A 13,157-nucleotide genomic window follows, 5' to 3' on the forward strand; every position below is an offset into this window, starting at 1 on the left:
TAATAAAGGGAGCCTGTACAAGCACAGGCTCCTTTTATATTAGTTAAAGACGATTGTCGTTTACTTCTATCCAATACCCATCTGGATCCTTTATATAGATCTGTTTAATTCCATCTGGTCTTGTATTGGTAGTATTCATTTCACCTGGCCAATTTTCAAAATGTATTTTCTCTGCATTTAAGAATTTCATAAAACCCTCAAGGTTATTTATATTTAAAGCCATGTGAACGCCTTTATGAGGTTTGAAGTCTTCTTCACTTTCTATGAGATGAATTTGTACTTTGTCATTTAGCTGATACCATTTAAAATTTTCACCTAATCCGGCGTTATAGATTTCTTTCAGACCAAACACTTTTTCATAAAAAGCAGCACTTACCCGTAAATTTTTAACTTGAATAGCATCGTGGTCCTTGTTGAATGTAAAATCTTTTGAGTTATGTGGTTTTAATTTCATGCCTTAAATATTTCGTATTAATAATACTCCCATATTGTCGTAATGCATTAATGAGAATATAAATCTGTTATGCATTGGAATCACTCATTTTAAATAAGAAGCGATCATCAAGTGTATTACTATAATAATCCTCTGGCCTTAATCTCTAAATATTTATTTATGGTATCTATGGTTAAGTTTTCCGGTGAGGTCAAAATTGAATGGATACCATATTTTTTGAGTTCGTTGACTATCAATCTCTTTTCAAAGGCAAACTTTTCGGCTATTACCTTGTCGTATACCTGTTGTACAGTTTCTGCTTTATTTTCTATTAATTGATTTAATTCTGTGTTCTTAAAAAAGATCACAACGAGTAAATGACTTTTTGCGATTCCCTTTAAGTAGGGTAATTGTCTGTGTAAACCATCCAGGGTTTCGAAGTTCGTATAAAGCAGAAATAAACTTCTTTGAGAAATATTTCTTTTTATACTTCCATAAAGCTTGCTATAATCAGATTCAAAAAAATTAGTGGTTACGTTATATAAACTTTCAAGAATAAGGTTCATCTGGCTATTTCTTCTCTCCGCTACAACAATATTGTCAACTTTTTTAGAAAAAGTAAACATACCTGCTTTATCCTGTTTTTTTAATATCACATTGCTCATGACCAGGGTGGCGTTAATAGCGTAGTCTAACAGGCTTAATTCTTCAAAGGGCATTTTCATTATCCTTCCCTTATCAATAATTGAGTACACAGGTTGCGACTTTTCATCCTGGAATTGATTAACCATTAATTGGTTTTTCTTGGCTGTAGCCTTCCAATTAATAGTTCGGATATCATCGCCTTGTACATATTCTTTAATTTGTTCAAACTCCATCGTATGTCCGATGCGTCTGATTTTTTTTATACCATACTGGTGGAGATTGTTTGTAAATGCTAGGAGGTCATATTTTTTTAACTGTAGAAATGCAGGATAGGTTGGAACCATTTCATCTTCTGAAAATGTATAACGTTTGGCAACCAAGCCTAAAAAAGACTTTACGTAGAGGTTCAATTTTCCAAAATGGTATTCACCTCTTTCCGTAGGTCTTAGATCATATTTAATTGTATATTCTTTTGATGCGGCAAGTTTTCTGTCAATTTTAAAATCTCTTATTTGAAATTGCTCCGGGATTTCATCAATTATTCGTGTAAAAATTGGAAAAGTATATCTGTTCTCTATTTTTATTGTAATAGGGTTGCTGTCACCATTTGAAAACTTTTCTGGAAGTACTCTTTTGGCATAGATTCCTTTATTGGTACTAAAAACGGTAACAATGTCTAGTAGGAAGAAAGTTAAAACAATAAATAATGATAATTGGGCAATAAAAAAAAGCTTAGGAAAAATAAAGCTCAGTACAAAAAGTACTATCACTGCCAGAAAGAAATAATAGCATCTGTTTTCTATGTAAAATGATCGAAGAAACCTCATATTAATTAGCGTGGTATTTCAACAGCCTGAATAATTTGCTGAACAATTTGCTTAGCGCTTACACCTTCCATTTCACGTTCGGGGGTTACAATTATACGATGCTGTAAAACAGGAACGGCCACTTGTTTTATATCTTCCGGTGTTACAAAATCCCTACCGTTCATAGCTGCATAGGCCTTTGATGCTTTAAGAATTGCAATAGAGGCTCTCGGCGAAGCTCCCAGATATAAGAATTGGTTGTTACGTGTATTAACAATGAGTTCTGCGATATATTTTAATAAGTGTGGTTCGACTATTATTTCATTTACTATACTTTGATATCTGGCAACCTGTTCTCCATTTAAAAACGCCGTAACTTTATCTGTTTTTTTAGCTTCCTTTAATTTGTGTTCTCTACTGATAATTTCCACTTCTTCGTCTACCGATGGATAATCTATATCTATTTTGAAAATAAATCGATCTAATTGGGCTTCTGGTAAACGATAAGTGCCTTCTTGTTCCACAGGGTTTTGGGTAGCTAAAACCATAAATGGTGGCGACATAGGAAATTTTTGTCCGTCGATAGTTATTTGTCGCTCTTCCATTACTTCAAATAATGCTGCCTGTGTTTTGGCAGGAGCCCTGTTAATTTCATCGATTAAAATCATGTTGGCGAAAATCGGACCTTTTTTAAATTCAAATTCAGATTTCTTGAGATCGAAGATCGAAGTCCCCAATATATCTGATGGCATTAAATCCGGAGTAAACTGAATGCGGCTGAAATCTACCGTTAATGCCTTGGCCAATAATTTGGCAGTAATTGTTTTAGCTACTCCAGGCACACCTTCAATTAGTACATGCCCATTGGACAAAAGCGCCGTGATAAGCATATCGATCATTCCTTTTTGACCGACAATTACTTTTGATAATTCGGACTTTATCTTACCTACCGCTTCTTGTAATTCTGAAAGATCGATTCTGTTTTCAAACTGTACATTAGCGTTATCTATTGATTTTTTATCTTCTTGATGTTCCATAATTAGTTGGTATTGTAAAATTCTTCTATCTGTTTATTCAATTCAAGTAAATGTGCCTCGCTATGTGAACCTCTGGATTTTAAATACTTAATAAGCCTTACAAGTTTAAGCATACTTTCTTTGTTTTTTCCTGCTTTTAAAGCCAGGTTTTTGGCAAATTTGTCATCCAGATTATCTGTGTCGATAAAATAATCAGTTCTTATTTTCTCAAGGAAATAGGTTATTTTTTTATTAATAAGGTTTGAGTGGTCTTTTGTTTCGTAATATAAATTGGCTACTGTTTTTGTAAAGTCAACTGTAGTGTTTGGTAAAGCCTTTATGATTCTAATGGTTCGTTGTTTTCTTTTAGCATTAAAGACCATAAATGTTATCAGAACAATTAAACAGATATACCATGCCCATTTCAAGGAAGGTTCTGATAGAATAAACCGAAAGGGTGATGAGCCTAGTTCTTTTCCTTCCTTATTTACGGAATCAAATAGAATTGTTTGATCGGGGAGGTAAGACATTACATTCTCTATATATTTAAAATTATTTTCTTTCAAAAGATAATAATTAGTGAAGGCATAGGGTTGAGTATGTAAATAAAACGTTCCACTCTTGTAGTTAATTTTAACGAAGTTGATATGATCTTTTAAGGCCTCTTTTTGATTAATGTCCAAAATGTCAGCTTCGTTTGAAATCGAATGAAATCCCAGTACAATAGTTGTCAGAGAATCCAGTTCCTTAAAATAAATATCCTGGGCATTTTTGTCAATGGTAATACTGTCACGACTAAATTGTGGATTTGCAAGTGTTAAGGTTGCTTTACCACTAAAACTATATTCGTATTTTATTTTAAAGTCTAAAGAGTCTTTAAGGGTTTGTGGGAATTGTGTGGAGGAAATAAAAATGGAATTACCTTCACCGGCAAAATCCAATAGTTTTTCGGCAGATACTTCATCTACCATATAATCATCGTGAATATATAGATAGGAACCTTTTATACCATAGGTTGAATCGACCTGATCAAATGTATTATCAAAATATTCAAAAGGAGTAATGTTTATATCTAATAGCTCCTGATTTTTAAAAAGGGAGGGGAGCTCCTGATAAAGTACTTTTAGCCCATAAGGTTTGGTGTGTTTTTCGTTGAAGGTTGGCGACCAATCAATCGGAGTTGGTTTGGTTATTTCTAAAACAAAAATTCCAATAATTAAGAGAATTAAGACTCCAATGTACACTTTTAAGGTTTTGTTCATGAGGAAACAGAATTAATAAGTTGCACAAAATTCCTGGAAACTTTTTCGAAATCTTCCTTACTTACTTTAAACTCCCCATACCAAATGTAATTGTATAAATAAGAAGCATAATTAAAATTAGCCTTTATTTGTTCATTGGTTATTTCATTTAAGTAATCACTATTGGTTTTTTCTACATCATAGGTTATCAGATGATAGTTAGTAAGCTCTTTCAAGAGCCATAAGTAATAATAACGTACTGCTAATCTATAATTCGTTTCATTAACAGCGTTAAAAATTAAAGTATTAAAATCGGTGGTGTGAATATTATTCTCAATATCGTCAACTTTTAGAATGGATTTATTAGCTGATTTACCAAAAACCCATCTACCTTCTTTATTCATTATTAACTTTACAATAATAAAAATGACAGCAATGATGATGAGTACATAGAATGTTTTAATAACCGAATCGGCTAGACTCTCAGCATCTGTACCTTGATCAATATCAAAAAGATTACTCAACGATTCTGCCAACCATTCTTTAAACCTGGTAAACCATCCTTTGCTGGCTACAGCCTCTTCGTAGTCATAAGCCTTACCCGTGTATTTTTCTTTAAATCCGTTTTCAAAGTTTCTTGAAGAAACAATACTCTGATCTATGCTTAGCGTATCCTTTAGACTAACATTGGCACTTTGAGGATATAAACAACTCAGATTTAGAATTATTAAAAAGAAAAATAAGTGGTTCTTCATAAAAATTATTCAGTAGAGGTTCCGATTTGGTCAATAACACTTTTAGTATTGATATTTTCTTTTTCTTCCTTAAGACTATAAAAAACGATCCCCTGGTTAAGTTGAATAAAGTTATTTGCAATGATGGCTAATATTAAAATCAGTGCATAAACAATTAATAATATCACCAGGAAAGTTATATTGCTGCCAGGGTTTTGATCAAGATTCTGCTCTGTTAAAACAGAAACGATGACAAAGAAGTAAAGGAATAAAAAGGGTATAAGCATGACAATACCGATCATTAAATAAAACAGCCAGATAGCTCCTGATGCATGCCAGAATTTCTTGCCGAAAATCAGGCTCATACTATATCCAAAACTTTCAAAAACCCCTTTTTTACTATGAATGTATTCAAGAAAAGCACCATTATAAATAAACATAATAATACCAACCATCCAATATACGCCCACAAAAGTGAACATTAATATTATATAAGGTATTGCGGCTACTATTGCAGTGGGAATCATTAAAAGAATACATACCAGAAAAAAGAGAATGACCTTTCCAATGTTTTCCTTGTAAGTAGCTATTATGTCTTTCGTGGAAAAGTTTTTACCATTGGCCTCATAAAGTTTTAAATAAAAAGGCGTAAATGTATAATTTACAACTGATATGATGGTAACTATTATAATTAGCAGACTTATTAGCAGGATAAAAACTCCGGCATTTTCATTGGCAAAGTTTTCAAAGTCAACACTGGAAGCCTGTACCCCTGATAAACCCAGAAAGTCACCAAAAAAGTAGAATCCCATGAATAATACTGCTATGAAAGCAAGGATAAACACACCGTTAATTATAAAGTACTGTTTAAAGAAATGTTTCCCATTTTGTTTAAGAAAAGCAAAAGTATCAGAGAAAAAATCTCCAAAAGTTCTCGACTTATATAGTTCCATGTTCTAATTTAAGTTTTCGGGTTACAATGGTTGGATAAATTAAGTAATAAAAGGATATGGCAGACAATGTAATAAGAATGATTCCAATAGAGAGCCAGTTTGTCATAATATTCGAATACCTGGTGACATAACCTTCAAGGAATCCTGCTGCAATTGTAAATGGAAATGTGCTGATTAATATTTTAACTCCGTCTTTTATACCTGTCTTAAAAGAATTGAATCGACTGAATGTTTTGGGAAATAAAATACTGGCTCCCAAAATTAATCCGGCCGCACCCTCTATCATAATGGCAAAAATTTCCATAGATCCATGTATCCAAATACCCCTAACGCTTTCCCATAAAACTCCTTCACTGTGAAACATATATTGAAAAGCTCCTATCATAATACCATTAAAACATAGCACTAAACCAGTACCTAATCCACCGAAAACACCAAATAAAAAGGCTTTAATTCCAACATAAAGATTATTTAGGGTGATGCCAATAAAGCTTCCCCAATTACTGCCACTCTTGTATACAGCCACCGGATCGCCATTTTTAATGTTTTCCTGAGTCATATTCACATAGTGATCTCCTAAAATTAACCTTACAAAGGTATCATCATGAGCTGCAGATACAGCTCCTATAGCCATAAACGTAATGAATATAAGAAAGGAGTATAATATATATCTTCGATACTGATATACGATTAAAGGAATCTCTGTTTTCCAAAAATGAACAAATCTGTTCGTATCTTCTCTTTTTGTTTTGTAAATTTTTTGAAAGGCTTTGGCTGCTAATTGATTGAGGTAGGTAGTTACCTTACTCTTAGGGTAATAGGTCTGAGCGTAAGACAAATCATTTATGATGTGCACATACAGGGAAGCCAGTTCGTCTGGATCTTTTAATTGATTTTTAAAAATGGCTTTTTCAAAATCTAGCCATTTTTCTTTATTTTGCTTGATGAACGCAACTTCTCTCATGGCGAGCTAAGGTAAAAAAATAAAATGACAGAACTACAAATAAATACTACCCAAAATGTAAATATAAACTTTACGGCGGCTTCTGTTGGAGAGCGTATACTGGCCTATGCTGTAGATCTGATTATAAAAATAGCATATTCAGTCGTTGTATTTCAATTGCTGTTTAATTTGTTTAGTGTAGAGCGGTTCATGATGGGGTGGGATGATTGGTCAAGAATAGCTTTTATATTGATTTTTTTCCTGCCGGTAATATTTTATACCTTGGTTTTTGAATCTTTGTTAGAGGGTCAGACCTTAGGCAAACGATTGCTAAAGATAAAAGTAGTGAAGATAGATGGGTACCAAGCCTCTTTTGCAGATTATATTATGCGGTGGTTCTTTAGAATCATTGATATTAATATGATGGGTGGAATTATTGGTTTGGTAACTGTAATTGTTAATGACAGAAATCAACGTTTAGGGGATATTTCGGCTGGAACTGCTGTGATCAGTTTGAAAGACAAAATAACCATCAATCACACTATATTAGAGAAATTATCCGATAAGTATGTCCCTACCTATCCCTCAGTTATCAATCTCTCTGATAATGATGTGCGCATCATTAAGGAAACCTTGCTAACTGCGAAAAAATCATTAGATCATGTTACTTTGATGAAATTAAAATCAAAGGTTGAAGAGGTGATAGGTGTGAAGGCTGAAGGATACGACACTCAGGTTTTTATAGACACCGTTTTGAAAGATTATAATTATTATACTCAGTCCATGTAATGTTTTATTATATCGTAGATATTTTAGGAACCATAGCCTTTGCTATTTCAGGGGTTTATGCAGCAATGAATAAGAAGCTCGATCCGTTTGGAGTTTTTATTATAGCATTCGTAACCGCAACGGGAGGAGGAACCATCAGGGATATAATTATAGGTAAGACGCCTGTTTTTTGGCTTATCAATTATACCTATATGTATGTAATAGTGGGATCAGTGATTTTTGCCATTCTATTTAGAAAACAATTACGATATCTGCGAACTTCTCTTTTTCTTTTTGATACGATTGGTATTGGCCTGTATACGGTAGTAGGAGTTGAAAAGGGAATGGAAGCCGGACTTAATCCTTTTATGTGTGTTGTTCTCGGAACTATAACCGCTTGTTTTGGAGGGGTAGTGCGAGATATACTATGTAATGAGATCCCGGTTATATTTGAAGGAAAAGAAATTTATGCCACTGCCTGCATAATTGGAGGTATTAGTTATTTTGTTCTGAATGAACTTCCTATCAAGTCGGATATAATCTATGCTGCACCTATAGCCATAGTAATTATTATTCGATTATTGGCGGTTAAGTATAAGTTAGCCCTACCTTCTATAGAGAATAAAGAAAAAGATTAAATTAATAATGCTAATTGAAATTATTCAATAATCTCTACAGTCATCGAAGCGTTTTCTAATGGCCATTCACCAGCATCTGTAGGTAGATTATTAATTTTATCAACCACGTCCATACCTTCAACCACCCTTCCAAAGGCGGTGAAATCACCATCTAAATGATAAGATCCAGGATTGCTACATACAATAAAGAATTCATATGGTGAGGCAAATTTATGTGGATTGTCAACTTCACTACTCGGCATGGAGACAACTCCTCTGTGGTGCTTGAACCCCTTTTTGGTGTCTGGAGGGAGTAAATAACTACCGATTTCTTTCCTTCTGTTAGCAATCTCCCATTCATCAGAATTACCACCCTGAATTATAAAATCTTTTACCACCCGATGGAAATAGGTGCCATTGAAATATCCTTTTTTGGTAAGGTAAATAAAGTTGGCTCTATGATAGGGGGTTTCTTCAAAAAGGTCTATTATAAAACTTCCATATTGAGTGGTTACCTTTACTTTATCTTCTTTATGTTTTTTAGAATATTCAAAGAAAAATTCAATAGCGTTTTCATCAGTAAGTTTAAATGCCTCTTCTTCTTTTGCAATGGAATCTAACCTTGCTTGTTCCAAAGCTGCCGAATCTATGGCTACTTCATTGGCGGAAGCTTTAGATCCCTCTTTTTTTTCTTTATTCCCGTTGCAGGCACTTAGAATTATTAGTAGTAATATTGTAATAAAGCTATTTTTAAGCATCATGAAATTTGAAGATTTTAATCAGTTGGTACCAAAAATAACAAATCTGAAACTTCCTGGCGAAGTATCTCATTATAAAATGGCTCCTCTCCTTCGTAAGAAAGAGTTGGAGGCACTAAAATTTGATGAGCAAAATCCCAGAAGGGCAGCAGTACTTTCCCTTTTTTATCCTGATTATAATGGTGTAACAAATTTCATTTTAATATTACGTAAAGAGTATAAAGGTGTGCATTCAAATCAGGTGGGCTTTCCTGGTGGTAAAGTTGAATTAATAGATGAGAATTTACAAGCCACGGCTTTACGTGAAACAGAAGAGGAAGTAGGAGTAGATGCAAAAAAGGTAAAGGTTTTTAAGGAGTTATCTGATGTGTACATACCCCCGAGTAACTTTTTAGTAACTCCATTTATGGGCATTACCCACGAAACTCCAAAATTTGTTTTAGAAGAACAGGAGGTGGAAGAAATCTTAGAAATCCCAGTGGTCGATCTTTTAAAAGACGAGACAGTGTTCAACAAGAACTTAACTACCTCATACGCCAGGAATATAGATGTCCCTGCATTTAAACTCAATGAATATACCGTTTGGGGAGCGACTGCAATGATGCTAAGTGAGGTTAAGGAAATTATTAAATCGGTTTATTAAGAATAAGTTTAGTAGCTTTGCCCTAAGATAAAAGATGGTGTAATGGGGATGTTCAAAAAGAATCCTTTCGGACATATATTGTTTTTAAAAAAATGGCTTATACGAATCGCCGGTGGGTTAACTCATCAACGGTATCGAGGCTTTAATCAATTGCAAATTGAAGGATCAGATGTTTTAAGAAACTTACCGGAAAACGGTGTGTTGTTTGTTTCGAACCATCAAACTTATTTTGCAGATGTGGTAGCGATGTTTCATGTTTTTAATGCCTCATTATCCAATAGAACTGATTCTATAAAAAATGTAGGGTACCTATGGAATCCTAAGCTCAATATTTATTATGTAGCTGCTAAGGAAACAATGCGCTCCGGATTATTACCTAAAATTTTAGCCTATGCAGGCGCGATAACTGTTGAGCGTACCTGGCGGGAGAAGGGCAAGAATATAAAAAGAGATGTCAATCTTCAGGATACCGAAAATATAGGTGTAGCCCTGGAAGACGGTTGGGTGATCACTTTTCCACAGGGAACCACTAAGCCTTGGAAGCCTATCAGGAAGGGTACTGCTCACATTATTAAACAGTATAAACCTATTGTTGTTCCTATTGTAATAGATGGTTTCAGACGTTCCTTTGATAGAAAAGGTTTAAGAGTTAAAAAGAAGGGGATATTACAATCCATGGTCATAAAGGAACCGCTACAAATTGATTACGAAAAGGAAACCGTTGAAGAAATTGTTGAGAAATTAGAATACGCAATTGAACAACACCCATCGTTTCTCAAAGTAATTCCTGAAGAAGAATTACTGGCATACGAGGAAATGAATAAAACCCGTCAATTCAGGTATTAAAAGCTATAATTATTAAAATTAATCAGTATTTCGTACAAACCTGAGGCTGTGAGCTTATACCTCTATTTTCTTTATTTCTTTGTAATTATTTTTTAAACGCTTCATTAAAATTCCATATAACAGGAAATAGATAAGTAAGAAGATGCCGAGTACAAGTACCGTGGCAATTACCGCTACCATGGCAATCAATAGGTAGTCATTGGTGTGTGCGTTTTCATTGAAACTTTCCCATCCACCTTTTTGATTTATGTAGGTATAAACAGAGGCTATAATAGAGGCAATTCCACCGAGGGACATCATAATAATAATATAGGTTTTTACCGTTTTACGAGCCTTCATAATCGCATCTAAAAGACCTTTAACAGTGGAGGCAGCGGAAACTTTTTTATAATTGAGGTAAAATCTAATCATATAGTACACGGCTACAATCATGGAGCCTTTAGTGATAATATCTACAATTTGCGGTAATTTAAATTCATCCCTGGCCGGGTGATAGAATACCGTAATGAGAATACCGACCAAGAACTCTATGGCACTTATAATGAAAATCCATTTAATATTAGAAGAAGATTTCTTCCATATCATTTTATATATATCATCATGTGAAAGCCTGGGAAGATCCTTTTCCCTGCTTTTCCAATCTTTTTTTAACAAATCTAATTCGTCCATCATGGGTTCAAAATGGTTTTTAATTTTGTTTTAATCCTGTTCATCTTCACACGTGCGTTAACTTCGCTTATCCCCAGAGTATCTGATATTTCAGCATAGTTTTTGTCTTCTAAGTATAGGAACACCAGTGCCTTGTCAATGTCGTTTAATTGCTTTATAGCTTTGTACATTAACTTTAGCTGCTGTTCTTCCGTATCGTCGTATTGCTCGAATTTTATTTTATGAGATACGCCCTCAAAATCTTGGGTTTGAATCGATCTCTTTGATTTTCTATAAAGTGTTATAGCCGTATTTAGGGCTACCCGATACATCCAGGTAGTAAATTTAGCTTCCCCTCTGAACTTAGGATAAGCCTTCCATAACTGAATAGTGATCTCCTGAAATAAATCATTATGTGCCGCTTCATTATTGGTATAGATTCTACATACCTTGTGAACAATATTTTGATTCTTTTCTAAATGAGTAACGAAGCTATGTTCAAGTTCTTTGGTCACTGATTCGGTTTCATGGTTTATAAAGTTAGTAGCTCAATATAAATAAATGTTACAATAGTAAGTGTAAAAACAAATATTATTCCTTAAAATAGTTCGTTGAGAATGTATTGAGAGCCTTCTTTAGAAGTCTTATTTGCCTTTAAATTAACCGGTTATGGATGGGGTGTCATCGCCTGAAAAATAAACGGATTCCTTTTCTTTTAATACCGTATTCTTTAGTATTTTTATATCACAAGAAAACCGTATGAATATTCCCAAAACAAGTACCCCTCGTATCGTAATAATCGGAGGAGGTTTTGCCGGGATTTCACTGGCAAAAAAGCTTTCAAAAAAAGATGTCCAGGTCGTGATGCTCGACCGACATAATTATCACACTTTTCAACCTTTATTATATCAGGTATCTACCGGAGCTCTGGAACCAGATTCGATAGCTTATCCCATTCGGAAAATCTTATCTCAGTATCGCAACTTTTATTTCAGGTTAGCCGATGTTGAAGAAGTACTTCCGGAGCAGAAAAAGGTAAAAACAGATATAGGAGAGTTATCCTATGATTATTTGGTGATAGCTACAGGCTCCAAGACCAATTACTATGGAAATCAGTCTATCAAAGAGAATGGTATGGCTATGAAAACGATCCCTCAGTCTTTAAACCTGAGAAGTCTTATACTTGAGAATTTTGAGCAGGCTTTACTGACCGATAGTATTGATGAACAAGATATGTTGATGAACTTTGTCATTGTCGGAGCCGGACCAACAGGTGTTGAACTTGCAGGAGCATTAGCTGAAATTAAAAAAGGAATTTTACCTAAAGATTATCCCGATCTTGATACCAGGCGTGTTCAGATCAACCTTATACAGGCGTCTGATAGGGTTCTACAAGAGATGAGTCCGGTAGCCTCTAAAAAAGCGGAACAGTTTCTGGAAAAACTAGGTGTCCATGTTTGGAAGAACGTATTAGTTACCGGTTACGATGGAGAAACCGTTTCCACCAAATCAGACCTTTCCTTTAAAACAGCTACGCTTATTTGGAGTGCGGGTGTAATGGGAGCTACAGTGAAGGGGATGAATGCAGAAGATTTGATAGTTAAGGGAAATAGAATTAGAGTGAATCAGTATAACCAGGTCGATGGTTACGAAGATATTTTTGCCGTTGGGGATATCGCAGCTATGAGTACCGAGAAATTTCCGGATGGTCATCCGATGATGGCTCAACCTGCTATACAACAAGGAAAGCATCTTGGTATAAATTTAGAACGTCTGTTGAGTAATAAACCGATGAAGCCCTTTAATTATTTTGATAAAGGGTCAATGGCTACGATTGGTAGAAATAAGGCGGTTGTAGATCTTCCGAATTTTAAATTTCAGGGAGTTTTTGCATGGTTTGTATGGATGTTCATTCATCTTTTCTTTTTGATTGGGTTTAGAAATCGAATGGTCGTGTTTATTAATTGGGCCTATAATTACATTCGATTTGACAGAGAAGCTCGATTAATTATCAGGCCTTATAAAAAGTCTACTTGATTTTTGTGAGATGATTTAAATGCTTTAAAAGATGGCACCTGAAGAATTGAGAAGTGTTTTTTAGGTTTA

Annotated in this window: 15 protein-coding genes; 5 read left to right on the forward strand and 10 right to left on the reverse strand. The window is 34.4% G+C overall.

Features of this window, described 5'->3' with window-relative positions:
* Positions 1 to 43: 43 nt before the first annotated feature.
* The 7 genes from P278_RS02930 to P278_RS02960 form a co-directional block, all read right to left on the reverse strand.
* The gene (locus P278_RS02930) at positions 44 to 454 is read right to left on the reverse strand and encodes a VOC family protein (RefSeq protein WP_038262104.1); all 411 of its coding nucleotides are present in this window, start codon (positions 452 to 454) and stop codon (positions 44 to 46) included.
* Between the two features lie 119 nt (positions 455 to 573).
* Positions 574 to 1,905 (reverse strand): DUF58 domain-containing protein, encoded by a 1,332-nt coding sequence (locus P278_RS02935; RefSeq protein WP_038262106.1) that lies wholly within the window; start codon positions 1,903 to 1,905, stop codon positions 574 to 576.
* A gap of 5 nt (positions 1,906 to 1,910) precedes the next feature.
* Complete coding sequence (locus P278_RS02940) at positions 1,911 to 2,921, reverse strand: AAA family ATPase (RefSeq protein ID WP_175496589.1); 1,011 nt, start codon at positions 2,919 to 2,921, stop codon at positions 1,911 to 1,913.
* Between the two features lie 2 nt (positions 2,922 to 2,923).
* Complete coding sequence (locus P278_RS02945; protein ID WP_038262109.1) at positions 2,924 to 4,162, reverse strand: DUF4350 domain-containing protein; 1,239 nt, start codon at positions 4,160 to 4,162, stop codon at positions 2,924 to 2,926.
* Positions 4,159 to 4,896 carry a hypothetical protein gene (locus tag P278_RS02950; RefSeq protein ID WP_051413376.1) on the reverse strand — a complete coding sequence of 246 codons (738 nt, stop codon included), beginning with the start codon at positions 4,894 to 4,896 and terminating at the stop codon, positions 4,159 to 4,161. Before P278_RS02950 ends, P278_RS02945 begins: the two co-directional genes overlap by 4 nt.
* Positions 4,897 to 4,901: 5 nt before the next feature.
* On the reverse strand, positions 4,902 to 5,828 hold the full coding sequence (locus P278_RS02955) for a hypothetical protein (protein ID WP_038262112.1): 927 nt from the start codon (positions 5,826 to 5,828) through the stop codon (positions 4,902 to 4,904).
* A complete protein-coding gene (locus P278_RS02960; protein WP_038262115.1) occupies positions 5,815 to 6,792 on the reverse strand; it encodes a stage II sporulation protein M in 978 nt (325 codons plus the stop codon). The genes P278_RS02955 and P278_RS02960 overlap by 14 nt, the downstream gene beginning before the upstream one ends.
* A gap of 24 nt (positions 6,793 to 6,816) precedes the next feature.
* Here P278_RS02960 and P278_RS02965 point away from each other — a divergent pair, with 24 nt between their 5' ends.
* Positions 6,817 to 7,560: an RDD family protein gene (locus P278_RS02965; RefSeq protein ID WP_038262119.1), complete on the forward strand. Its 744-nt coding sequence runs from the start codon at positions 6,817 to 6,819 to the stop codon at positions 7,558 to 7,560.
* On the forward strand, positions 7,560 to 8,177 hold the full coding sequence (locus tag P278_RS02970; protein WP_038262122.1) for a trimeric intracellular cation channel family protein: 618 nt from the start codon (positions 7,560 to 7,562) through the stop codon (positions 8,175 to 8,177). Before P278_RS02965 ends, P278_RS02970 begins: the two co-directional genes overlap by 1 nt.
* A 20-nt stretch (positions 8,178 to 8,197) precedes the next feature.
* On the opposite strand, the gene P278_RS02975 is transcribed toward P278_RS02970, so the two are convergent.
* Positions 8,198 to 8,917, reverse strand: a complete 720-nt coding sequence (locus tag P278_RS02975; RefSeq protein WP_038262125.1) for a peptidylprolyl isomerase — start codon at positions 8,915 to 8,917, stop codon at positions 8,198 to 8,200.
* Between P278_RS02975 and P278_RS02980 the strand changes: the two genes are divergently transcribed.
* Positions 8,916 to 9,557 (forward strand): NUDIX hydrolase, encoded by a 642-nt coding sequence (locus P278_RS02980; RefSeq protein ID WP_038262128.1) that lies wholly within the window; start codon positions 8,916 to 8,918, stop codon positions 9,555 to 9,557. The genes P278_RS02975 and P278_RS02980 overlap by 2 nt on opposite strands.
* A 42-nt stretch (positions 9,558 to 9,599) precedes the next feature.
* Entirely contained in the window at positions 9,600 to 10,403 is an 804-nt protein-coding gene (locus tag P278_RS02985; RefSeq protein WP_038262131.1) for a lysophospholipid acyltransferase family protein, read from the forward strand.
* A 54-nt stretch (positions 10,404 to 10,457) separates the two neighbouring features.
* Here the strand turns inward: P278_RS02985 and P278_RS02990 are convergent, their stop codons facing one another.
* Both P278_RS02990 and P278_RS02995 read right to left on the reverse strand, forming a co-directional pair.
* Positions 10,458 to 11,075, reverse strand: coding sequence for a hypothetical protein (locus P278_RS02990; protein WP_235444239.1), 618 nt, complete (start codon positions 11,073 to 11,075; stop codon positions 10,458 to 10,460).
* The gene (locus tag P278_RS02995) at positions 11,072 to 11,566 is read right to left on the reverse strand and encodes an RNA polymerase sigma factor (protein WP_038262134.1); all 495 of its coding nucleotides are present in this window, start codon (positions 11,564 to 11,566) and stop codon (positions 11,072 to 11,074) included. Before P278_RS02995 ends, P278_RS02990 begins: the two co-directional genes overlap by 4 nt.
* A gap of 244 nt (positions 11,567 to 11,810) precedes the next feature.
* On the opposite strand from P278_RS02995, the gene P278_RS03000 reads away from it, so the two are divergent.
* A complete protein-coding gene (locus P278_RS03000) occupies positions 11,811 to 13,088 on the forward strand; it encodes an NAD(P)/FAD-dependent oxidoreductase (RefSeq protein ID WP_038262137.1) in 1,278 nt (425 codons plus the stop codon).
* Positions 13,089 to 13,157 lie beyond the last annotated feature (69 nt).

Origin of the sequence: Zhouia amylolytica AD3, assembly GCF_000511935.2 — a bacterium.
Taxonomy (GTDB): domain Bacteria; phylum Bacteroidota; class Bacteroidia; order Flavobacteriales; family Flavobacteriaceae; genus Zhouia; species Zhouia amylolytica.